A 26171-nucleotide genomic window follows, 5' to 3' on the forward strand; every position below is an offset into this window, starting at 1 on the left:
ACCGACACGTCGAACGTGGCCGGAGTCTTCTGCAACACCACATCGTCGCCGGTCAGACCGTAAGCCGCCTGCATCCACACCAGACGGTTGACGATCGCGCCATGACTGACCGCGACACCCTTCGGACGACCCGTCGAACCCGACGTGAAGATCACATACGCGGTGTTCGACGGACGCAGCGGCGCCGTGCGCTCGGCATTCGTGATGCGGGTGTCGGCGTAGCCGACCAGGTCGAGCAGGTCGATGCGGACCTGCGCGGTGTCGATCTCCAGATCGGTGCCCGAGGTGAGCACACACACCGGATCCGCCGTCGCCAGAATGTATTCCGTGCGCTCGGCCGGGTGATCGGGATCGAGCGGCACGTACGCGCCACCGGCCACGCTCACCGCGTACATGCCGACCACCAGGTCGATCGAGCGGCGCATACCCAGGGCCACATAGGTTTCCGGGCCGACACCGCGATCGATCAGCCAGCGCGCCAGGCGGTAGACCCGCTGGGCGAACTCGGCGTAGGACAGGTTCTCGCCTTCGAAGCTGAGGGCGGTGGCCTGCGGGGTGCGCGCCACCTGCGCCTCGAACATCGAGACGAGGGTGGCCGTGGTGTCGACCTCGTGCGCGGTGGCGTTCCAGTCGCGCACGACCAGTTCGCGTTCGGCGGCGTCGAGCAGCTCGATATCGCCCACGGCCACACCGGGTTCGGTGGTGATCGCGGTGAGCACCCGGATCAGGCGCTCGGCGATGCGGTGCACGGTGGCGGCGTCGAACAGATCGCTCAGGTAGCCGGCCCGGATACGGAGCTGCGTGTCCAGCTGGGCGATCAGCGACAGCGGGTAGTGGGTCGCGTCGGCGGCATCCAGACCGGTGACGGCCATGCCGTCGATGTCGGCGGCCTGGGCCTTGATGCCCTCGGCGTCGACCGGGTAGGACTCGAAGACCACCAGCGAGTCGAACAGGGCGCCGATGCCCGCGGCCGACTGGATGTCGGCCAGGCCGATGTAGTGGTGGTCGAGCAGGTCGGCCTGCTCGCCCTGGGTCCGGGTCAGCACCTCGCGCACCGATTCGGCGGCGTCGAAGCGCACGCGCACCGGGACGGTGTTGATGAACAGGCCGACCATGGATTCCACGCCCGACAGCTGTGCCGGGCGGCCCGAGACGGTGGTGCCGAACAGCACGTCGTCGCGGCCGGTCATCCGGCCGAGCACGATCGACCAGGCGACCTGCAGCACGGTGTTCGGGGTGACCCCGAGGTCGGCGGCCAGCGCGACCAGGCGGGCCGTGGTCGGCTCGTCCAGGTCGAACAGGTACTCCTCCGACAGCGCCGCGATCTCGCGGCTGGCGTCGGGGCGGGCCAGCAGAGTCGGCTCGGTGACGCCGCGCAGCGCGGCGGACCATGCCGCGACCGACACCGAGTGATCCTGCTGGGCAACCCATTCCAGGAAGTGGCGGTAGGAGCGGACCGCGGGCAGCGCGCTCGTGTCGCCGTGCAGGGCGTAGAGCGCGAGCAGGTCGCGCATGACCAGCGGCGTCGACCAGCCGTCGAGCAGGATGTGGTGGTTGGACACCACGAAGCGCCACTCGTTCTCGGCGATGCGGATCAGGGTGAACCGGATCAGCGGCGGCGCGGCCAGGTCGAAGCGGGCATGGCGGTCGGCCTCGACGAGGTCGGCGAACTCGCCCGTTTCGGTGCGGTCGTGTTCGGTCCAGGCCACCTCGGCGTGCTCGAGGACGATCTGGACGGCATTGCCGTCGTGGTCGGTGACGAACGCCGTGCGCAGGGTCTCGTGCCGGTCCAGCAGAGCCTGGGCGGCGGCGCGCAGACGGGTGGCGTCGACGCGACCGGTGAGCGTCAGGACCGCCTGCGCGGTGTAGACGTCGACCGAGCTGGCGGCCAGACGGGCGTGGAAGAACAGACCGGCCTGCAGCGCGGCCAGCGGCCACACCTGGGTCAGCTCGGGGTAGCGCTTCTCCCAGACGTCGATATCGCCCTGGGTGGAGCGCACCAGCGCGAAATCGGACGGCGTGTGGCCACCCGCGTCGGCCGAGTTGGCGTGCCGGGCGACGGCTTCCAGCGCGGTAACCCACAAGTCGGCGAACTCGCGCACCTCGGCGGCGGCGAGCAGGGTGCTCGGGTAGCCGATATTGGCGCTGAGCTTGTCGCCGACGACGATCGCGTTGACGTCCAACGGCGCCATGGCGGGCATGTCGGCGTCGTAGGCGCCGCCGAGGGCGGCCAGCTCGGGCGCGGGAATCCAGCCGAAGCCGCGCAGCGCGTCGGGCACGTCGCTGTCGGCGACGCGGCCCAGGTAGTTGAAGCTGATCTGGCCGGGCAGCTGGGTGGGCAGTTCCGCCGCGGTCTCGGCGTTCATGTACCGCAGCAGGCCGTAGCCGATGCCCTTGTCGGGCACGGCGAGCAGCTGCTCCTTGACCGCCTTGACGGCCTGACCGAGCGCGGGACCACCGGCGAGCGCGGCGTCGATGTCGATACCGGCCAGGTCCAGGCGGACCGGGAAAATAGCGGTGAACCAGCCGACGGTGCGCGACAGGTCGGCGCCGGGCGCGACCTCTTCCTCGCGGCCATGGCCTTCGAGCCGGACCAGCAGTGCGTCGTTGTCGGCGCGGTGGCCGTCACCGGCAGCGGATCCGTCGCCCAGGACCGCACGGGTGGTCGAGCCCGTGGCGCCGACGCGAGTCGAGCGCCACTTGGCCGCGGCCAGTGCGAGGGCGGTGAGCAGACCGTCGTTGACGCCACCATGGAACAACGCCGGGACGGTGGTCAGCAGGGCCTTGGTGACCTCGGCCGACACCTCGACCGGCAGCTTCTCGATGACGCCGGAGACGTCGACGGCCGGGTTCATCGGCCGCTCGGTGAGCAGCGGATCCGGGGTGGCGACGACCTCGCGCCAGAAGTCGAGTTCGGCGGCGCGTTCGGGGCTGCGCGCCTCGTCGGCGAGCGCGTGCGCCCAGGCCCGCATGGAGGTGGCCGGGGCGACCAGTTCCGGCTGCTGGCCGGCGGAGAGCTGGCCCCAGGCAGCGACGAAGTCGGGCACCAGGATGCGCCAGGACACGCCGTCGACCACGAGGTGGTGGGCGACGACGATCAGGCGACCTGCCCGCGCGACGGACCGGGATCCGGCGGACGACGCCGCGGCGTCGGTGGCGGTCGCCGAGGTCGTGTCGCCGGAAACGCTCGCGGCGGTGTCGCCGGTCGGGGCGGCATCACCGGGCAGCGAGATAGCCGGGGCGGTCGCGGCGGACGGCTCCAGCCAGACGAACCGAACGACGACGCCCGCGGCGGGATCGAGCCGGTCCAGGCTGGCATCCAGTGCGGCGGAGGCGATCTCGATCAGCTGGTCGTCGGTGGCATCGGCCGGGAAGGTGCTGTGGTCGATCAGCGCGTCGGCGTCGACCGCGCCGGCGGGCGCGGTGTCGACGACCCAGCGGCCGTCGACCTGGTGCAGGCGCGAACGCAGCATGTCGTGGCGGTCGATGACCGCGCCGACAGTGGCGGCGATGCCCGCGCGGTCGATGCCGACCGGCAGTTCCAGCGCCATGGTCTGGTTGAACCGGTCGAACGAGCCGGACCGCTCGGCCATGAACCGGACGACCGGGGTCAGCGGCATCTCGCCGACGCCACCGCCGGGCAGCTCGGCCAGCGTGACGGCGGCGGCCGAACCGACCTCGGCGGTCTCGGCGACCGAGGCCAGCCCGGCGACGGTGCGCTGTTCGAAGACGTGGCGCGGAGTGAACAGCACGCCGCGGGCCTTGGCCCGGGAGACGAGCTGAATGGAGACGATCGAGTCACCGCCCAGGGCGAAGAACGAGTCGTCCACGCCGACGCGCTCGACCCCGAGCACCTCGGCGAAGACCTCGGCGATGGTCTGCTCGATCGAGGTGCGCGCGGCCCGGAAGGTGACCTCGGTGGCGAACACCGGCTCCGGCAGCGCCTTACGGTCGAGCTTGCCGACCGGAGTCAGCGGCACGTGGTCGATCACCATGATCGACGACGGCACCATGTAGGCGGGCAGGCGGTCCTCGACGTGCGCGGTCAGCGCCGCGACGTCGATCGAATGGCCCGGCGCGGCAACCACATACGCGACCAGCGAGACCGCGCCCGCCGTGCTCTTGTGGCCGATGGTGGTCGCGAAGTCGACGGTCTCGTGCGAGGCGAGCGCGGAGTCGATCTCGCCCAGTTCGATACGGAAACCGCGGATCTTGACCTGGAAGTCGGAGCGGCCGACGTATTCGACGGTGCCGTCGGCGGTCCAGCGCACGACGTCACCGGTGCGGTACATCCGCTCCCCCGGCACGAACGGATCGGCGACGAACCGGTCGGCGGTCAGCCCGGCGCGGGCGTGGTAGCCGCGCGCCAGCTGGATGCCCGACAGATACAGCTCACCCGCGACACCCACCGGAACGGGCTGGAGCTGGGCGTCCAGGATCAGCGAGCGCATGCCGCGCGTCGGGCCACCGATGGTGACCAGCTCGCCCGGGGTCAGCGCGGCGCTGATGTTGGTCATGATCGTGGTCTCGGTGGGACCGTAACCGTTATGGAAGGCGCGAGTCGTGCCGTCCGCCAACGGAACCGCCCACTTGCTCACCAGATCGGCGGGCACCGCCTCACCACCGGCGACCAGCACCCGCAGCGAATCCAGGCCGCTCGGGTCGAAGGTCGCCAGCGCTGCGGGGGTGATGAAGGCGTGGGTGACCCGCTCGGCGCGGATCAGCTCGGACAGTTCGTCACCGCCGTAGACACCCGGCGGGACGACGACCAGCGCGCCGCCGCGGGCCAGCGCCAGCAGCAGTTCCAGGATCGAGGCGTCGAACGAGGGCGAGGCGAAATGCAGTGCGCGGGTATCGGTATCGAGGGCGTAGCGCTGGGCCTGCTCCTCGCCGAAGTTGGCCAGGCCGGCGTGGGTGACCACGACGCCCTTGGGCACACCGGTCGAGCCGGAGGTGTAGATGACGTAGGCGGGCTGCTCGGGCATGGTCGCGCGGACCAGTTCCGAATCCGCGATCGGGCCGCCGTCGAAGGCGTCCAGGTCCAGCTCGTCGAGCACCAGCCACCGTGCCGATTCCGGCAGGCCCGCGCGCACGGAGGCGACGGTGAGGCCCAGCGGTGAACCCGAGTCGGTGACCATGTGGGCGATGCGGTCGGCCGGGTAGGTCGGGTCGACCGGCACGAAGGCGGCGCCGGTCTTGGCGACGGCCCAGGCGGCCAGCACCGAGTCGGCCGAGCGCGGCACGCCGACGGCGACGAGGTCCTCGGCGCCGATCCCCTCGGCGATCAGCAAGCGCGCCAAGCGGTTCGAGCGCTCATCCAGCTCGGCGTAGGACAGAGCTGTCCCCTGGAACACGACGGCGTCGCCGGTCGGGTTCAGCGCGACGGCCTCGGCCAGCAGGCTGCGCAGGGTGCGCGCGGGCACCGGCGGCTCGCCGACGCGCGACACCAGATCGGCCCGCTCGGCGGCATCGAGGACATCGATGGCGCCGACGGTGACCGTGGCGTCGGCGGCGACGGCTTCGAGCACGCGCTCCCAGCGGGTCGCGATGGTGTCGACGGTGGCCTCGTCGAACAGTTCGGTGGCGTAGTTCAGGGCCAGCGCCATGCCGCCGCTGCCCGGCTCACCGAGTTCGGACAGGGTGAACTGCAGGTCGAAGCGGGCGACGCTCTCGTCGAGATCGAGCGCCGAGACGGCCAGGCCGGGCAGTTCCAGGGTGGTGCGGTCCAGGTTCTGGAAGGCCAGCATCACCTGGAACAGCGGGTTGCGCGACTGCGAGCGCTCCGGCGCCAGCAGTTCCACCAGGCGCTCGAACGGCACGTCGGCGTTGCCGTAGGCGTCGAGGTCGGCCTTGCGGGCCTGCTCGAGCAGGTCGGTGAACGACTCGGCCGGGCGCACGCCGGTGCGCAACACCAGGGTGTTGACGAACATGCCGACCAGGTCGTCGAGGGCCTGTTCACCACGGCCCGCGATGGGCGTGCCGATGGCGATGTCGTCGGAGCCCGACAGGCGCGAGAGCAGCACCGCCAGCGCGGTGTGCATGACCATGAACAGCGACGCGCCTTGGCGGCGGGCCACCTCGTCGAGCTTGGCGATGAGCTCGGGCGCCAGCTCGCGGTGCACGGTGGCGCCGCGATGCGAGGCGATGGCCGGGCGGGCACGGTCGAACGGCAGGGTCAGCTCGTCGGGGACACCGGCGAGCTGGCGCTGCCAGTACCCGACCTGGCGCGACATCAGCGAGTCGGCGTCGTCCTCGGTGCCGAGCACCGCGCGCTGCCAGATCGCGAAATCGGCGTACTGCACCGGCAGCGGCGCCCAGCCGGGCGCGGTGCCCTGGGCGCGAGCGGTGTAGGCCAGCATCACGTCGCGGGTCAGCGGCGCGATGGAGAAACCGTCAGCCGCGATGTGGTGCACGACCACGACCAGCACATGCTCGGCGTCGGCGCGCCCGGAGGGAGCACCGCCAGCGGACTCGGGGGTGACCTTGAACAGGCGCGCACGCAGCGGAACCTGTTCGGCCACATCGAAACCGGTGGACACGAACTCGGTCACGGTGCCGAACAGCTGCTCCTGGGCGACCGTGACCGGGCGCAGATCCAGCGAGATGCGTTCGGCCGCGACGATCTGCTGCACCGGGGTGCCGCCGTGCTCGGGGTAGCGGGTGCGCAGCGATTCGTGCCTGCGCACCAGGTCGGCCAGCGCCAGCGCCAGCGCTTCGGTGTCGAGCGCGCCGGTGAGGCGGATCGCGACGGGCAGGTTGTAGGCCGCCGAGGTGGTGTCGTACTTGTTGAGGAACCACATGCGCTGCTGCGCGAACGACAGCGGCACCAGTTCACCTTCGGTGCGCTCACGGGCGACCAGCGCCGCGCGGGCGGTGCCGCCGGTGTGCGATTCCACCCGCGCCGCAAGGGCTTCCACGGTGGAGGCCTCGAACAGCGCGCGCACCGGCACGGTGGCGCCGAGCGCCGCGCCGATGCGGGCGACCACGCGGGTGGCGATGAGCGAGTTGCCGCCGAGGTCGAAGAAGTCGTCGTCGACGCCGACCCGGTCCAGGCCGAGCACGTCGGCGAAGACCGCCGCGACGGTCTCCTGTACCGGGGTGACCGGGGCGCGGAAGGCCCTGGCCTGCACCGCCGGAGCGGGCAGAGCGCGACGGTCCAGCTTGCCGTTGACGGTCAGCGGGATCCACTCGAGGCGGACCAGCGCGGCCGGAACCATGTAGGCGGGCAGCTGTTCGGCGGCACCGCTGCGCACGACGTCGAGGTCGGGCTGGGCGTCGCCGTCGGCGACCACGTAGGCGACGATGCGCTGGTCGCCCGGCTGATCCTCGCGCACGATGACCGCGGCCTGGGCGATGCCGGGCTGGGCCAGCACGGCGGCTTCGATCTCACCGAGCTCGATGCGGAAGCCGCGGACCTTCACCTGATCGTCGGCGCGGCCGAGGTATTCGAGCTCGCCGAAGCGGTTCCAGCGCGCGAGGTCGCCGGAGCGGTACAGGCGCGAGCCCGCCTGGCTCGGGCCCGCGAGCGGGTTGGCGACGAAGCGGGTCGCGGTCAGGTCGGGGCGACCGAGGTAGCCGCGCGCCAACTGCGGTCCGGCCACATACATCTCACCGGCGACACCCACCGGCACCGGCCGCAGCCGGTTGTCCAGCACGTACACGCCCAGGCCGGCGATGGCCCGGCCGACGACCGAACCAGCCGCGGCGGCAATGGTCTTCGCGTCCAGCGCGCGGAACGACACGTGCACCGTGGTCTCGGTGATGCCGTACATGTTGACCAGCGTCGGCGAGCTGTCGCCGTGGCGGGCAACCCAATCCGACAGGCGGCGCAGTTCCAGCGCCTCACCGCCGAAGACGACGTAGCGCAGGGCCAGCGGCGCCAGGCCGGGTCCGGCGATCCGGTCGGCCTCGGCGAGCTGGTAGAACGCCGACGGCGTCTGGTTGAGCACCGTCACCTGCTCCACACGCAGCAGTTCCAGGAACTGCTCGGGCGAACGCGAGGTGTAGTAGTCGACGACGATCAGCGAGCCGCCGAACAGCAGCGGACCCCACAGCTCCCACACCGAGAAGTCGAAGGCGTAGGAGTGGAACAGCGTCCACACATCGCGCGGGCCGAAGCCGAAGTCGCGGTCGGTGTTGGCGAACAGCCGCACCACGTTCCGGTGCGCGACCGCGACGCCCTTGGGGCGACCGGTCGAGCCGGAGGTGTAGATGACGTAGGCGACGTTGTCCGGCGACAGCGGCGCGATCCGGTCGGCGTCGGTGATCGGCAGATCGTCGGCGTCCTCGATATTGCCGGTCTCCACGGCGAACCCGTCGAGCACCACCGAGGGCAGGTGCGCGGGCACCGTCACCTGCACGGTGGAGTCGAGGACCACGCTGGTGGGACGGGAGTCCTCGAGCACGTAGGCGATGCGCTCGGCCGGGTAGGTCGGGTCGACCGGCACGTAGCCCGCGCCGGTCTTGACCACGGCGAGCAGCGCGACGACGAGATCGAGCGAGCGCGGCAGGATCACCGCGACCAGCGACTCGGGGCCGGCGCCGTCGTCGATCAGCCTGCGCGCCAGCACATTCGCGCGCCGATCGAGCTCGGCGTAGGTCAGCGACTCGACGCCGAACTTGGCGGCGATGCGATCGGGGTAGGCCGCGGCCGCCGCGTCGAACAGGTCGACCAGCGTCGTGTGCTTGTTGCCGAACAGCCCGCGACGGTGACCCGCCGGGGTGCTGGCGTCGTGGATCACCGGCAGGGCGATGGCGTCGGCGCCGGAGGACACCCAGCGCTGCGCGACATCGCGCTGTTCGGCCTCGCCGAGCAGGTCGATGTCGCCGACGATCACGTCGGGGTTGTCCGCGACGGTGCGCAGGATGCGCACCAGGCGATCGCCGAAGGCGGCGACGGTCTCGGCGTCGAACAGATCGGTGGCGTAGTTCCAGGACATCGCCAGCGAGCCGTCGGCGGCCTCGCCCACGGTCAGCTGCACGTCGAACTTCGCGGTGCCCGGGTCGAAGTCGACGACGTCGAGGTCGAGGCCCGGCAGGGCGACGGTGCCGGCATCGGCGGCGGTGGCCGCCTCGAAGGTCAGCGCCACCTGGAACAGCGGGTGGTGGGCCTGCGAGCGGGTGGGGCTGAGGACGTCGACGAGGCGCTCGAACGGCACGTCGGCATTGGCGAAGGCCGACAGGTCGACCTTGCGGACCTGGTCGAGCAGGTCGCCGAAGCGGCCGCCGAGGTCGACCTCGCTGCGCAGCACCAGGGTGTTGACGAACATGCCGACGAGGTCGTCGAGGGTGCGCTCGCCGCGGCCCGCGATCGGGGTGCCGATGGCGATGTCGGTGCTGTTGGACAGGCGCGCGGCCCAGGTGGCCAGTGCCGCGTGCATCACCATGAACAGGGTGACGCCGTGCGCGCGGGCGATCTCGGTCAGCGCGCGGTGCAGGTCGGCGTCGACCGAGAAGCGGTACAGGTCACCGGCGTTGGTGGCGATCTCGGGGCGCGGGCGGTCGGCGGGCAGCTCGATCTGGTCGGGCAGGTCGCGCAGTTGCTCGGTCCAGTAGGCGATCTGGCTCGCGGCGACCGACTCGGGATCGGACTCCTCGCCGAGCACCTCCCGCTGCCACAGCGTGTAGTCGGCGTACTGCACCTCGAGCGGAGCCCACGCGGGGACCTCGCCGCGGACACGCTCGGTGTAGGCCACGACGACGTCGCGCAGCAGCGGTCGCAGCGAGAACCCGTCACCGCTGATGTGGTGCATGACCAGCACGGCGACGTGGTTCCGGTCGTCGACGCGCAGCAGGCTCGCGCGGAACGGCACCTCGCGGGTGACGTCGAAGTGCACGCTCGCCAGCTCCACCACGCGGGCGACGACCTCGTTGGCGGTGACCGGCTGGGCGGGCAGCGCGAAACGTACCTCGTCGGCGGGCAGGACCTGCTGGTAGCCGGCGCCCTCCACCTCGGGGTAGAAGGTGCGCAGCGACTCGTGCCGCGCGGTCACATCGGCGATGGCCGCTTCCAGCGCGGCGACATCGAGGTCGCCGGTGAGCCGGATCGCGACCGGGATGTTGTTGACGGCGGTGCGGTTGTCGAAGCGGTTGAGGAACCACATCCGCTGCTGGGCCTGCGACAGCGGCACCAGCTCGGGCCGCGGCTGCGGCACCAGCGGGATACGCCCGCCGCGACCGGTGGCGGTCTCCACCCGCGCGGCCAGCGAGGCCACGGTCGAGGCCTCGAACAGCGCGCGCAGCGGCACCTGGGTGTCGAGCGCCTCGGACAGGCGAGCGGCGACCCGGGTGGCCACCAGGGAGTTGCCGCCGAGCTCGAAGAAGTCGTCGTCGAGGCCGACCTGACCCGCGCCGAGGACCTCGGCGAAGGTGGCGGCGACGATCTGCTGCACCGGGGTGACCGGCGCCTGGAAGGTGCGCGCGGCGAACACCGGCGCGGGCAGCGCCTTGCGGTCGAGCTTGCCGGAAGCGTTGAGCGGGAAGGCGTTCAGCACCACGTACGCGGCGGGCACCATGTAGACGGGCAGTTCGGCGCCGAGGGCGTCCTTGACCGCGTCGGTGTCGACGGTCGAGCCCTGCTGCGGGATGACGTAGGCGACCAGCTGATCGCCGGTGCGCTCGTCGGCACGGACCACGACCACCGCCTGGGCGATCTGCGGCAGCGCGGTGAGCGCGGACTCGATCTCGCCGAGCTCGATGCGCAGACCACGCAGCTTGACCTGGAAATCGGTGCGGCCCAGGTATTCCAGCTCGCCGTCCGGCGTCCAGGTGACGAGGTCACCGGTGCGGTACATGCGCTCGCCGGGAGCGAACGGGTCGGCGACGAAGCGGTCCATAGTGAGGTCGGGCCGACCCACATAGCCGTGCGCCAGCTGCACGCCCGCGAGATAGAGCTCACCCGCGACACCCACCGGAAGGGGCCGCAGACGCGAATCCAGCACGTACAGACGGGTGTTGAACACCGGCGCGCCGATCGGCACGGTGTCGGCGTCGGCGTCGGTGACCTCGTGATAGGTCACGTCGACCGCGGCCTCGGTGGGGCCGTACAGGTTGTGCAGCGCGGCACCGGTCAGCTCGCGCAGACGCTGCGCGGTCGGCGCGGGCAGCGCCTCACCGGAGGCGAACACATTACGCAGCGAGACACATTCCGCGGCAAGGGGTTCGGTGACGAACACGGCCAGCATCGACGGCACGAAGTGCACCGTGGTGACCTGCTCGGCGGCGATCAGGCGGGCCAGGTAGGCCGGGTCGCGATGCCCGTCCGGCTTGGCGACGACCAGGCGCGCGCCGACCTGCAAGGGCCAGAAGAACTCCCAGACCGACACGTCGAAGGTGGCGGGGGTCTTCTGCAGCACCACGTCGTCGGCGGCCAGGCCGTAGGCGGCGTGCATCCACACCAGCCGGTTGACGATCGCGGCATGGCTGACCGCGACGCCCTTGGGGCGACCGGTCGAGCCGGAGGTGAAGATGACGTAGGCGGTGTTGTCCGAGCGCAGCGGACGATGCCGGTCGGCATCGGTGACCGGCTCGGCCGACTGGCCGGACAGGTCGAGCTGATCGATGCGCACCTCGCGCCCGGCCACGCCGGGCAGGCTCTCGCCGGAGGTCAGCACACACACCGGCTGCGCGGTGTCGAGGATGTGCTCGATGCGTTCGGCCGGGTGGTCGGGGTCCAGCGGCACATAGGCGCCACCGGCCGCGGACACGGCGTACATGCCGACCAGCAGGTCGATCGAGCGTCGCATGCCCAGGGCCACATACGATTCCGGGCCGACGCCGGCGTCCTTGAGCCAGCGCGCGAGCCGGCGCACGCGGATCGCGAACTCGGCGTAGGACAGACTCGTCCCCTCGAACGTGAGCGCGGTCGCGTCGGGCGTGCGCGCGACCTGCGCCTCGAACAGGGCGTTGAGGGTCGCCGGGTCGTCGTCGCTGGGGGTGCTCAGCGCGGCGTCGACGGCGAACTCGGTGTCGTTCCAGCGGTCGAGCACCAGGGTGCGCTCGGCGTCGTCGAGCAGTTCGATGTCACCGACCGCGACCGACGGATCGGCCACGATGCCGGTGAGCACGCGCAGCAGACGCGCGCCGAAGGTGGTGGCGAAGCCCGCGTCGAACAGATCGGTGGCGTAGACGAGTTCGGCGTCCATGTGGCTGTCGTCGTCGGCGGGCACCTCGCTGAGCGCCAGCTGCAGATCGAACTTGGCCACGTGCTGGTCGATGCCCAGCTCGGAGACGGTGAGGCCGGGCAGTTCCAGGGTGGTGCGGCCCAGGTTCTGGAACGAGAGCATCACCTGGAACAGCGGGTGGCGCGCCTGCGAGCGGGCCGGGTTGAGCACCTCGACCAGGCGCTCGAACGGCACGTCGGCGTGCGCGAAGGCGGCCAGGTCGTGCTCGCGGACCCGCGCCAGCAGCTCGGTGAACGAGGCCGCCGGATCAACCTGGGCGCGCAGCACCAGGGTGTTGACGAACATGCCGACCAGGTCGTCGAGAGCCTGCTCGCCACGACCGGCGACGGGGATGCCGACGGCGATGTCCTCGGTGCCCGACAGGCGCGACAGCAGCACCGCGAAGGCGCTGTGCACCACCATGAACAGCGTGGTGCCGTGCTCGTGGGCGACCCGGTTCAGCGCGTCGACGAGCTCGCCCGGCACCTCGAAGCGGTGGGTCCCCGCCTGGTAGGTGGCCTGCGCGGGCCGCGACTTGTGGCCGAGGCGCAGCTCGTCGGGCAGATCGGCGAGCGCGCCGCGCCAGTAGTCGAGCTGCTCGGAGATCAGCGAGGTGGGATCGGTCTCCTCGCCGAGGGTTTCGCGCTGCCACAGCGCGTAGTCGACGTACTGCACCGCCAGCGGCGGCCAGCCCGGCTCCGCGTTGGCGGTGCGCGCCACGTAGGCGGTCATCAGGTCGCGCACCAGCGGGCGCAGCGAGAAGCCGTCGGAGGCGATGTGATGGACCACCATCACCAGCACGTGCTCGCGCTCGCCCAGCTCGTAGACCCGCAGGCGGACAGGGGCCTGCGCGGTGACATCGAAACCGCGGCGGGCGAACTCGTAGAGCGAGATCGCCATGTCGGTCTCGTCGGCCTCGACCAGTTCCAGCTCGGGGATGGAAACGGCGGCGGCCAGCACCTTCTGGTAGGCGGTGCCGTCGTGCGAGGGGTAGACGGTGCGCAGCGACTCGTGCCGCGCGATGACGTCGGCGACCGCGCCACGCAGCGCGGGCAGGTCCAGCAGGCCCTGCAGACGGACCGCGACCGGGATGTTGTAGGTGCCCGCGCCGCCGGAGTCGCCCAGGTCGAAGCGGTTGAGGAACCACATGCGCTGCTGTGCGAGCGACAGCGGCGGGTGCTCGGGCCGCGCACGCGCGGTGAGCTCGGCGCGCACGCCGGTGCCCGCGTGCGATTCCACCCGGGCCGCGAGCGCGCCGACGGTCGGCGCCTCGAACAGGGTGCGCACGCCCACCTCGGCGTCGAGAGCCTTGCTCAGGCGGGCCGCGACCTGGGTCGCGACCAGCGAGTTGCCGCCGAGAGCGAAGAAGTCGTCGTCGACGCCGACGCGCTCGGCGCCGAGCAGGTCGGCGAAGATCTCCGCGACGATCTCCTCGATCGGGGTCGAGGGCGCGCGGAACACCTTGGCCTCGAACACCGGCGCGGGCAGCGCCTTGCGGTCGAGCTTGCCGGAAGCGTTGAGCGGGAACTCCGCGAGCACGACGAGCGCGGCGGGGACCATGTACGCGGGCAGCTCGGCGGTGATGCCCGCCTTCACCGCCGCCACGTCGATGCTCGAATCCGCTTCGGGCACCACATAACCCACGAGCTGATCGCCCGCGTGCGCGTCGGCGCGCACGACGACGACCGACTGCGCGACGCCCGGCTGGGCGAGCAGGGTCGCCTCGATCTCGCCGAGCTCGATGCGCAGACCGCGCAGCTTCACCTGGAAGTCGGTGCGGCCCAGGTAGTTCAGTTCCCCGTCGCGGGTCCAGGTGACGAGGTCGCCGGTGCGGTACATCCGCGAACCGGCCGCGCCGTACGGGTTGGCGACGAAGCGGTCGGCGGTGAGGTCGGCCCGGTTGAGGTAGCCGACGGCGAGCTGATCGCCCGCCAGATACAGCTCACCCGCGACACCGGGGGCCACCGGATGCAGACGCGAATCCAGCACGAACACCTTGGTGTTCCACACCGGACGACCGATCGGCACCGACTCCACGTCGGTGTCGACCACCTCGTGATAGGTGACGTCGACCGCGGCCTCGGTGGGGCCGTACAGGTTGTGCAGGCGGGCCCCGGTCAGCTCGCGCAGGCGCTGCGCGGTGGGCGCGGGCAGCGCCTCACCGGAGGCGAACACCTGACGCAGCCGCACCGCGTCGCCGTTGCCGTTGCTGCCCAGGGTGGAGACGAACACCGACAGCATCGACGGCACGAAATGCGCGGTGGTGATGCCGTGTTCGGCGATGATCTGGGCCAGGTACACCGGATCGCGGTGGCCGTCGGGCTTGGCGACGACCAGGCGAGCGCCGGTCTGCAAGGGCCAGAAGAACTCCCACACCGACACGTCGAAGGTGGCGGGGGTCTTCTGCAGCACCGCGTCGGCGCCGTCGATCGGGTACTCGTGCTGCATCCACAGCAGGCGGTTGACGATCGCGGCATGGTCGACCGCGACGCCCTTGGGGCGGCCGGTGGAACCCGACGTGAAGATCACGTAGGCGGTGTTGGTGGCGCGCAGCGGCTGCGTGCGCTCGGCGTCGGTGATCGGCGCCGAGCCGAAATCGGCGGGCGAGGCGATGTTCTCGACCGCCCGCACGGTGACGCCGTCGGCCTCGAACGCGTCGCGGCGGCTGGTGAGCACCAGTTCCGGCCGCGCGGTCTCGAGGATGTGGCCGATGCGGTCGGCGGGCTGGTCCGGGTCGAGCGGCACGTAGGCCGCGCCTGCCTGCAGCACCGCGTACATGGCGACGACCAGTTCGGTGGAACGCCGAATGGCCAGAGCCACATGCGCACCGGGGCCGATACCGTCCGCGATCAGCCTGCGGGCGATGCGGTTGGCGCGCTCCTGCAGCTCGCGGTAGGTCAGCCGCTCGTTCTCGAAGACCAGCGCGACCTCGTCGGGGGTCCGCTCGACCTGCGCGTCGAACAGCGAGACCAGCGTGCCGGCGGGCACCGGGCGCGCGGTGTCGTTCCAGTCGACGAGGACCTGCGCGTGCTCCTCGGGCGCCAGCAGATCGATGTCGCCGACAGCGACCTCGGGATCGGCCACGATCGCGGCGAAGATGTTGTCGAGCCTGCGCGCGAACGCGGCGACCGTCGACTCCTCGAAAAGATCGAGGGCGTAGGAGAACTCGGCCGACATGCCGCCGGCCTCACCGTCGGTGTCCTGCACCTCGGTCAGGGTCAGCTGCAGGTCGAACTTGGCCAGCTGGGAGTCGTAGTCGATGCCGCTGACCGACAGGCCGGGCAGTTGCAGCGAGGCCTGCTTGTTGTTCTGGAACGACAGCATCACCTGGAACAGCGGATGGCGCGCCTGCGACCGCGGCGGGTTGAGCACCTCGACGAGCCGCTCGAACGGCACGTCGGCGTGCGCGAACGCCTGCAGGTCGGTCTCGCGGGCCTGGTCGAGCAGGGCCGCGAACGGGGTCGCGCCCTCGACCTGGCTGCGCAGCACCAGGGTGTTGACGAACATGCCGACCAGGTCGTCGAGGGCCTGGTCGCCACGGCCGGCCACCGGGGTGCCGATGGCGATGTCGCTGGTGCCGCTGGCGCGGGCCAGCAGCACGGCGAGCGCGCTGTGCATGACCATGAACAGCGAGGCGTTGTAGCGGCGGCCCAGATCGACCAGGGCGCGCTGGGTCTCGCCGGAGATGACGAAGCTGTAGGTGCCGCCACGGTAGGTGGCCACCGGCGGACGCGGGTGGTCGGCCGGGAGCACCAGCTCGTCGGGCAGATCGGCGAGTTCGCGGGTCCAGTAGTCGATCTCGGAGGAGATCAGCGACTGCGCGTCGTCCTCGGAGCCGAGCACCTCGCGCTGCCAGAGCGCGTAATCGGCGTACTGGACCGGCAATTCGGCCCAGGTCGGCGCCTCCCAGGAGGTGCGCGCCGCGTAGGCGACGATGACATCGCGCGACAGCGGCGCCATCGACCAGCCGTCGGCGGAGATGTGGTGCACCACCATGCCGAGCACGTACTCGGTCTCGCTGATCTCGAAGAGCCGCGCGTGCAGCGGCACTTCGCTGGTCACGTCGAAGGCCATCGAGGCCAGGTCGATCAGATGATCGATGAGGTTGTCCTCGGTGACCCGGTACGGGGTCAGGTCGGGGACGATCTGCGCGGCGTCGAGCACCACCTGCACCGGGCCGTTGCCCGACTCGGGGAACACGGTGCGCAGCGACTCGTGCCGGTCGATCACGTCGATGACGGCGACCTGCAGCGCGGCCACGTCCAGGTCACCGGAGAGCCGGATCGCGACCGGGATGTTGTTGACCGCCGAGGCGGTGTCGAAGCGGTTCAGGAACCACATGCGCTGCTGGGCCAGCGACAGCGGCACCAGCTCGGGCCGCTCACGCGCGACCAGTGCCTTGCGGGCACCGTCACCGGCCTGCGACTCCACCCGCGCGGCCAGCGCCGCGACGGTGGGCGCCTCGAACAGCATGCGCACCGGGACCCGGGTGTCCAGGGCGATGCCGATGCGGGAGGCGACCTGGGTGGCGATCAGCGAGTTGCCGCCGAGTTCGAAGAAGTCGTCCTCGACACCGACACGCGAGAGCTCGAGCACGTCGGCGAAGACCTGCGCGACGATCTGCTCGATCGGGGTGGTCGGGGCACGGAACTCGCGCACCTCGAACACCGGCGCGGGCAGCGCGCGGCGGTCGAGCTTGCCGTTGACCGTCAGCGGGATCGCGGCGAGCACCATGATCGACGACGGCACCATGTAGGCGGGCAGGCGCTGGGCGACATGCTCGGTCAGCGCGGGCACATCGATGGAGCTGCCCGGCACCGCGACGACATAGGACACCAGCGAGGTGCTGCCACCCTTGTTCTTGTGGCCGATGCTGACCGCGAAGTCGACGGTCTCGTGCGAGGCCAGCGCGGAGTCGATCTCGCCCAGTTCGATACGGAAACCGCGGACCTTCACCTGGAAGTCGGAGCGGCCGACGTATTCGACATTGCGGTCGGCGGTCCAGCGCACCACGTCACCGGTGCGGTACATCCGCAGGCCGGGCGCGTAGGGGTTGGCGACGAAGCGGTCGGCGGTCAGCGCGGCGCGCGCGTGGTATCCACGTGCCATGCCGACGCCGCCGATGTAGAGCTCACCGGCCACGCCGACGGGCACCGGGCGCAGCCGGTCGTCGAGGATCAGGGTGTGGACACCGCGGATGGGTCCACCGATGACGACCCGCTCCCCCGGGATCAGGCCCTCGGACAGATTGGAGGCGATGGTGGTCTCGGTCGGGCCGTAGACATTGCCCAGCATGCGGCGCGCGCCGTCGGGCAGGCGCACCGCCCACTTGGTGACCAGCTCCGGCGGGACCGCCTCGCCACCGGCGGCCAGGACCCGCAAGTGGTCGAGGCCGCGCGCGTCGAAGGTGGCCAGCGCGGCCGGGGTGACGAAGGCGTGGGTGACTTCCTCGGTGATGAGGATGTCGCGCAGTTCCTCACCGCCGTAGACACCCGGCGGGACCACCACGAGCGTGCCGCCGCGACCCAGCGCCAGCAGCAGTTCCAGCACCGACGCGTCGAACGACGGCGAGGCGAAATGCAGTGCGCGGGTGTCGGAGTCGAGCGAGTACAGGTCGATCTGCTCGGCGCAGAAGTTGGCGACGCTGGCATGGGTGACCACCACGCCCTTGGGCACACCGGTGGAACCGGAGGTGTAGATCAGGTAGGCGGGCTGGGCCGGATCGGTCGGACGCACCAGCTCACGCGGAGCCAGCGGCGCGTCGGAGATGTCGTCGAGATCGATGTCGTCGACTTCGAGCCAGCGCACCGAGGTGGGCAGCTCCTCGGCCTCGGAGGTGACCGTGATGCCCACGGAGACACCGGCATCAGTGATCATGTGCGCGATGCGGTCGGCCGGGTAATTCGGGTCGACGGGCACGAACGCGGCACCGGTCTTGGCGACCGACCACACCGCGAGCACCGACTCCAGCGAGCGCGGCACGGCGACGGCGACGAAGTCCTCGGCACCCAGACCCTGCTGGATCAGCAAGCGCGCCAGCTGGTTCGAGCGGCGATCCAGCTCGCCGTAGGACACGGTGGTCCCCTCGAACACCACGGCGGTCGCCTCGGTGTCGCGGGCGGCCTGCGCCATCAGCTGCGGCAGGGTGCGCGCGACCGCGGCCGGCGCGCCGTAGCGGGTGACCAGGTCGGTGCGCTCGGCGTCGTCGAGCACGTCGATCGCGCCGACGGTGACGGCGGGGTCGGCCAGGATCGCGTCGAGCACGCGCCGCCAGCGCAGCAGCAGTTCCTCGACGGTCGACTGGTCGAACAGGTCGACGGCGTAGGTGAGCACGCCGGTCATGCCCGACAGCGAGCCGGTGCTGGTGTGCTCCTCGGTCAGCGTCCACTGCAGGTCGAACTTGGCCATATCGACCTCGACCTCGTCGGCGTCGACCGACAGGCCGGGCAGTTCCAGGGTGCCGTGCGACATCTCCTGGAACGACAGCACCACCTGGAACAGCGGGTGCCGCGCCTGCGAGCGCGACGGGTTGAGCACGTCGACGAGCCGCTCGAACGGCACGTCGGCGTTGGCGAACGCGCTCAGATCCGTTTCCCGTGTGCGGGCGAGGAATTCACTGAACGGCTGGGTGGGGTCGACGTCGGACCGCAGCACCAGGGTGTTGACGAACATGCCGATCAGGTCGTCGAGCGCCTGCTCGCCGCGGCCCGCGATCGGGGTGCCGACGGCGATGTCGGTGGTGCCCGACAGACGCGCGAGCAGCACCGCCAGCGAGGCGTGCATCACCATGAACAGGGTGACGCCGTTGGCGCGGGCCAGCGCGGCCAGCTGTTCGTGGGTCTCGGTGTCGATCTCGAAACCGACGCGGGCGCCGCGGAAGCTCTGCTGCTGCGGACGCGGGCGGTCGCTGGGCAGGTCGAGCTGATCGGGCAGGCCGTCCAGCGCGCGCTGCCAGTAGTCGAGCTGGCGCGCGGCCATCGACGTCGGATCGCTTTCGGCGCCGAGCAGTTCGCGCTGCCACAGGGTGTAGTCGCGGTACTGCACCGGCAGCGGCGCCCAGCCGGGCGCCTCACCCGCGGAGCGGGCCAGGTAGGCGGTGGCGACGTCGCGGGCCAGCGGGCCGAAGGAGAAACCGTCGGCGGCGATGTGGTGGACGACGAAGGCGACCGCGAATTCCGGTGTGCCATTGGTCGTTCCGCCGGTCACCTGGTAGATCCGCACGCGGATCGGCAGTTCCAGGGTGACGTCGAAACCGGTGGAGGCGAACAGGATCAGCTCGTCGTGCAGCAGCGACTGATCGATCGGGGTCACCGTGATGCCCAGATCGAACTCGTCGGCGGGCAGCACCTGCTGGAAGCCGCCGTCGGCGTCGGGGAAGATGGTGCGCAGCGATTCCTGGCGCACCACCACGTCGTTGAGCGCGGCGATCAGCGCGTCGACATCGACGCGACCCTTCATCCGCACCACGAAGGGCAGGTTGTAGGTCGGCGCGGCGGGGTCGAACTGGTTGATGAACCACATCCGCTGCTGAGCCAGCGACAGCGGCACCTGCTCGGGGTGCGGCAGCGCCACCAGCGGCGGGCGAGCGGCGGAAACATCGGCGGGAGTGACGGATTCGGCCCGCGCGGCCAACCCGGCCACGGTCGGGGTCTCGAACAGCGCGCGCACCCCCAGCTGGATGCCGAAGGCCGCGCCGATGCGGGCCACGACCTGGGTCGCGACCAGCGAGTTACCGCCGAGCTCGAAGAAGTTGTCGTCGGCGCCGACTCGCTCCTGGGACAGCACATCGGCGAAGATGCCGGCCACGATCTGCTCGGACGGCGTGCGCGGAGCACGGAAATCGCCCGCGGCGGCGGTGAACACGGGCTCGGGCAGGGCCTTGCGGTCCAGCTTGCCGGAGGTGTTGAGCGGGAACGCGTCGAGCACCATGATCGACGCGGGCACCATGTAGCTGGGCAGCTTCTCGGCGACGAAACGGGTCAGCGTCGCCGGATCGGCGGACTGGCCCGGCGCGGGCACCACATAGGCCACCAGCTGCTGACCGGTGGCGGTGTCGACCACCAGCACCGCGGCCTGGCTGACGCTGGGATGCGCGAGCAGATCGGTCTCGATCTCGCCGAGCTCGATGCGCTGACCACGGAACTTCACCTGGAAGTCGGTGCGGCCGATGTACTCCAGGACGCCGTCGGCGTTCCAGCGCACCAGGTCACCGGTGCGGTACATGCGCTCACCCGGCGCGCCGACCGGGTTGGCGACGAAGCGATCCGAGGTCAGATCCGGGCGGCCGCGGTAGCAGCGGGCCAGCTGACGGCCCGCCAGATACAGCTCACCCGGTGCGCCGATCGCGGCCGGGCGCAGCCGCGAATCCAGCACGTACACTTCGACATTCCACTCGGGGATACCGATCGGCACCGTCACGGTGTCGGCCTCGGTGGCCTCCCAGTAGGTGACCGAGACCGCGGCCTCGGTCGGGCCGTACAGGTTGTGCAGGCCCGCGGTGGAGATCGCGCGCAGACCGGCGGCCGTCTCCGGCGGCAGCGCCTCGCCGATCACGAAAACCGCACGCAGCGTTTCACATTGGGCCTGCGTGGCGTGGGAGACGAAGACCGTCAGCATCGACGGCACGAAGTCGGTCACGGTGACGCCGTGGCGTTCGATCATGTCCGCGACATACAGCGGATCACGGTGGCCGTCGGGCGAGGCGATGACCAGCTTGGCGCCGACCATCAGCGGCAGGAAGTAGCCCCACAGCGACACGTCGAAGGTGGTCGCGGTCTTCTGCAGGTAGACATCGTCGGCGGTCAACCGGTACTCGTCGAGCATCCACAGCTCTTGGTTGACGATCGCGTGATGGGTGACCGCGACGCCCTTGGGTCGACCGGTCGAACCCGAGGTGTAGATGACGTAGGCCGTGTTGTCCGGGCGCAGCGGCGCCAGCCGGTCGTCGTCGGTGATCGGGGTATCGGCGAACGCGGAGGTATCGAGGGTGTCGATCTCCACCCGGGCCACCGTGCCCGGTAGGTCCAGGTCGTCACCGGTGGTGGTCAGCACGCAGACCGGTGCCGCGGACTCGAGGATGTAGGCGGTGCGGTCGGCCGGGTGATCCGGGTCGATCGGCACGTACGCGCCACCGGCGCGCAGCACCGCGTGCATACCGATCACCAGGTCCAGCGAGCGGCGCATGCCCAGCGCCACCAGCGACTCCGGGCCGACGCCGTCGGCGATCAGGAACCGGGCCAGGCGGTTGACCCGCGCGCCGAACTCGGCGTAGGTCAGGGTCGCGCCCTCGAAGTCCAGGGCGATGTTGTCCGGGGTGCGCGGGATCTGCGCGTCCAGCAGCGCGGGCAGCGTGGTCGCGGGGACCTCGTGCGCCGAGTCGTTCCACTCGGTCAGCGAGCGTTCCAGCTCGGCGGCGCCGGTGACCGGCAGCGACCACACCGGCAGCGCGGCGTCGGCGGCCAGGAAACGATCGAAGAACTCCAGGAAGCGGGCGTGGTGGGTGGCCGCGTCGGCCGCCGAGTACAGGTTCGGGTTGGTCTCGAAGTCGATGTGGGAGCGGGTGCCGCCGTGCGACTGATAGAAGTTGACGCCCAGGTCCTCGATCGAACCGGTGGAGAGCACGTTGAGGGTGCCGTCCATGTCGCCGAAGCGCAGCTCGTTGTCGAACAGCATGATGTTGACCCACGGGCCGAAGAACTCCGTGGCGACCATGCCGTCGCCCGCCGAATCACGGCGGATGTCCTCGTGCCGGTAGCGCTGATGCCGCAGCGCGCCCGAGACCTCGGTGGTGACCGAGCGCAGCAGCTCGGCGACGGTGGTGTCGTGGCCCACGCGCAGGCGCAGCGGCACGATGTTGGAGGTCACACCGCCGGAACGCCGCATGATCGCGGTGGTACGGCCGGTCACCGGAAGACTCAGGATGACGTCGGAGGTACCGGTGATCTGCGCCAGATACGCCGCGAAACCGGCGATCAGCAGGGGCGCCGAGGTGGTGTCGTGGCGGGCGATGGCCTCGCTGAACAGCTCGTCCTGGGCGGGGCTCAGGGCGGCGCTGGTGACATCGTTGACCGGCGACGGCGGCGCCGACCGGCCGGTGAGGCTGCTGCCCTCTTCCAGCCCGGCGACGCGCTGGGCCCAGTGCGCCTTGTCGGACTCGAAGCGCGAGCTGTCGCGGTAGGCGATCTCCGACTCGTAGAGCGCGCGCAGGTCGGTGGCCTTGTTCTCCGGCGCCTCGGTGCCGGTGACGGCCGCGGTGTAGAGCTGTGCCGTGCGGGTGACGAAGTTGTTGGCGCCGAAACCGTCGAGCACGATGTGGTGGACGCGGGCATACCAGTACCAGCGCTCGTCCTCGAGCTGCAGCGCCGCGGCCTGCACGAGACGGTCGTCGACGATGTCGAGCGGGCGGCTGTACTCGGCGCGCATCCACGCCGCGGCGGCCGCCTCGGGATCGGCTTCGCCACGCAGGTCGACGTAGATCAGCGTGTCGTCGAGGGTGAGGTCGACGGTCTGCATCGGTTCGCCGTCGATCTCGACGATGCGCAGGAAGCCCGACTGCTGCTCCGCGGCGGCCTGGGAGCTGACCCGCTCGAGCACCGGGACATCGAGCCGGCCACGCAGGTCGACGAACTGGGCGATATTGATCGGCACCTGTGGGTCGACATGCTGCGCGTACCAGATACCCAGCTGTGCGGGCGAGAGCGGGAAGTACTCCGCAGAGTCTCCACGTCCGTCACCAGTTTCGCCGTTTCCGCCGAAATCCAGCCGGTCCAACCCAAACCTCGCTTCCGGAACACCTGGGCAGGCGCTCCCCGACGACACCGGAACGCAGGCGCCTCAGCTGTAGAACTAGCGTGGCGCCTGCGTCTCGGGTTCAGTTCTCGAAATCAATCAGGCAAAAAATGTCCATTGGCACTATCTGTCAGGCCGTCCGGTCTTGTTACATGGCCGAGACCATGCCCACGTCCGTCGGACCGGCAGCGCCGGTGTGCTCGTCGCAAACCATCGCACCAATCTACCGGTGCGCTCGCCCGGCAACCAACCACGTCCATAGCCGCGCGGCATAGGCCCAGGTAGGCCGTCGCCACCCCGTTAGCTGACGCTTGTCTGCGTCCTCACATCGTCGCGAGAGAACCGCCCCGCCGCGAGGAATGAGGCGTGGCTCACACCGACCGGTCTGTCCCAGCGGGCTCGCGCACGCGGGCCGGGTCGTAGAGGTGGGACCCGGCGCAGTCGATCGAGGGGGTCAGGGCGCGGCCGACCAGGATCACGGCGGCTCGGCGCAGGTCGGCGGCTTCGACCTGGTCGGCGATATCGGTGAGGGTGCCGCGCAGGATCAGCTGTTCGGGCTGGCTGGCCCGGTAGACGACGGCGACCGGGCAGTCGGGGCCGTACTCGTCGATCAGTTCCGCCGCGAGGACCCGGAGGCGGGTGATGGCGAGGTGCAGGATCAGGGTGGCGCCGGTGGCGGCGAAGGCGGCCAGGGCCTCGCCCGCGGGCATCGCGGTCGAGCGAGCCCGGGTACGGGTGAGCACGACCGACTGGACGACCTCGGGGACGGTCAATTCGGCGCCCAGGGCAGCCGCTGCGGCCGCGTAGGCGGGGACGCCGGGGGTGATGTCCCACGGGACGCCGTTGGCGTCCAGGCGGCGAGTCTGCTCGGTCAGCGCCGAGTAGATCGAAGGGTCGCCCGAACAGAGCCGGGCGACGTCGTTGCCCGCCCGGTGCGCGCGGACGAGGCGGTCGGTGATCTGGTCCAGGTCGAGATGCTGGGTGTCGATCAGTTCGGTGCCGGGCGCGCAGTGGGCCAGCACCTCGGGGTCGAGGTAGGTGCCCGCGTACAGGCAGACCGGGCTCTCGCGCAGCAGCGTCACCGCGCGCACCGTCAGCAGGTCGGCCGCGCCGGGGCCGGCCCCGATGAAATGCACCGTCATGCCAGCAGCCTAGATCGCGCGTGCCGCATGTTCCCGACCGCTACCGGCGCTGGTCCGGCCCGCGTGCGAGTCGCTGGCCGGGCCGGACCCAGCCGCCGCGGGATCGGTCTCAGCTTGACCCTGCTCGCACGAAGGTCGACGCGAGATGCAGGTTGTTCACCGGGTTCGCGTCGGTACCGGTGCTGGACGCGTGCAGGAACGCGGTGATCAGCGCCAGGCGCGACGGTGCTTCGAGGACGACGGTGTAGGTCCTGGTCTCGCCCGCCGCCAGCGTGGGGAGCCGGAAGCGCACGTGCGTCGGCCGCACCTCGCCGCCGCTGGGATCGGCCACCCGGCTCCAGCCCTGGGTCGACAGCCTGGCCTCGACCTCCGTCGCCTGCCGACCGCCGACATTGGTGACGGTGACCGTCGCCGTCACCCGATCGCCCGGGTCGGCGGTGCGTGGCAGGTCGAGGTGCACGCCCACGTCAGCGGGGTGGTCGCCGGACGACTGACCGACCTTCAGCACCCACAGCGTCATGGTGCCGCGACTCGGCGCGACGCCGGTCTCCGCGTCGCCGGAGTAGTCGGCGGTGACCAGGTGCGTGCCGAAGCCGAGGTGGGACACGTCGACATCGCGGGCGATCGCGAGACCGTTGTCGACGGGAACCGGCGCGCCGAGCGGTTTTCCGTCGGCGGCGAACCGGACGGTGCCGGTGTCGATCTCGCCCGCGGGAGCACGGGTGATCGTCGCGGTGAGGTCCAGTTGTTCGAAATAGGTGACCGGATTGTGGTTGGCGGTGACCGTGGTCGTCGAGGTCGCGGTGTAGACGGTGAGCTCGGCCTCGACCCGCGACTGCTCGTAGACCTCGTCGCCGAGATAGTGCGCCTCGATCGTCCCCGAGCCTGCGCGCAGCGGCGGCGAACTCGCCGTGCCGTCGGCGGCGATGGTCACCGGATCACCGAGCGGGGACCCGTTCTGACCGAACTGGATCGCACCGGTGGGTTTCGGCGCGTCCGGCTGCGGCGTCGGCACGGTGACCGTGGCGCCGACGACCGCGCCGGCGAGGACGGGCGACGGCGGCAGCGTCAGATGCACCTCGGTGGGCAGTTTCACCGATTGCACCAGCAGGCCGACACTGCCGAAGACGGGGGCGAAGACGCGGGTCGGGTCGTCGGCGAGATACGTCGCCAGCACGTGGTGGGTGCCCGGCCGCAACCCGCTGATCGCGGGCAGGGTCGCCACCCCGTCGACCAACTCGATCGGACCCGGCGTCGCGACACCGTCGATCTCGAAGCGCACATGCCCGGCCGGCGTGCCGAATGCCGGTGTGGTGCCCGGCTGCTGGGCGACTTTCGCGCTGAAGCTCACCGGCTGACCGACCTGCGAGATCTGATCCGGCGCGCTGGTGGTCACCTCGATCTCGGTCGGCACCCGGTCGTCGTGCAGCCGGAACACCGCGCCGCCGATCAGGTGGGCCGGGTCGTCGGAGGCCGCGGCCCGGACCAGGAATCCGCCGGTCAGCTCGCCCTGCTGCGCGGCTGGCAGCGCGGTCAGGTTCACCTGGGCGAAGCCGTCGGCGTCGGTGGTCACCCGGGTGCTGTCACCGCCGTCGGCGAAGACCGCGGCGCGCGGCTGTCCGGCGGGCATCGAGAAGGTGATCGACTTGCCCGCCTGCGGTCCGTGGATCGCGTCGACGAAACGCACCCGCAGCGGCTGGGCGAACGGCTGGCCCGAGTAGGCGCTCTGACTGTTGCCCGAGATCAGTTCCACCCGGCTGCGTTTCGAGGGGATCGGGACGATCAGCTCTACCTTGCCGTCGTTGAGACGATCACGGTTGCCGTAGCTGCCGTCGGGGCCGTTGTAGAAATGCGGGCGCTGCCCGGCGACGGGGACGACCATCGACTGGCCGCCACCGCCACCACCGCCGCCACCATCGTTCCCGTCCTGCGCGCCGTGGCCCTTGCCGCCGCCGTGGCTGCCGCCACCACCGCCGCCGCCACCGCCACCGGTGGAGCTACCGGTCGCGTGGCCGCCGTCGACGCCGCGCTCGCTGCCGCCCTCCCCACCGAAGCCGCCGCCGAAGCCGCCGCTGGTGCC

General features: G+C 70.9%; 3 protein-coding genes. All 3 read right to left on the reverse strand.

Features of this window, described 5'->3' with window-relative positions; all coding sequences use genetic code 11:
* On the reverse strand, positions 1-22931 hold a 22931-nt coding region (locus ATM97_RS02875), incomplete at its 3' end, for a non-ribosomal peptide synthase/polyketide synthase (protein WP_218716358.1).
* 389 nt (positions 22932-23320) lie between these two features.
* Entirely contained in the window at positions 23321-24091 is a 771-nt protein-coding gene (gene cobM / locus ATM97_RS02880; RefSeq protein WP_218716359.1) for a precorrin-4 C(11)-methyltransferase, read from the reverse strand.
* Between the two features lie 109 nt (positions 24092-24200).
* A partial coding sequence (locus tag ATM97_RS02885) for an Ig-like domain-containing protein (protein ID WP_218716360.1) occupies positions 24201-26171 on the reverse strand: 1971 nt, incomplete at its 5' end.

The organism is Nocardia sp. MH4, assembly GCF_019266065.1.
In the GTDB taxonomy this organism is placed as follows: domain Bacteria; phylum Actinomycetota; class Actinomycetes; order Mycobacteriales; family Mycobacteriaceae; genus Nocardia; species Nocardia canadensis.

Bases quoted from the DNA above. Each gene is read 5' to 3' on its own strand.
- cobM (WP_218716359.1), bottom strand. From the start codon at position 24,091: ATGACGGTGCATTTCATCGGGGCCGGCCCCGGCGCGGCCGACCTGCTG.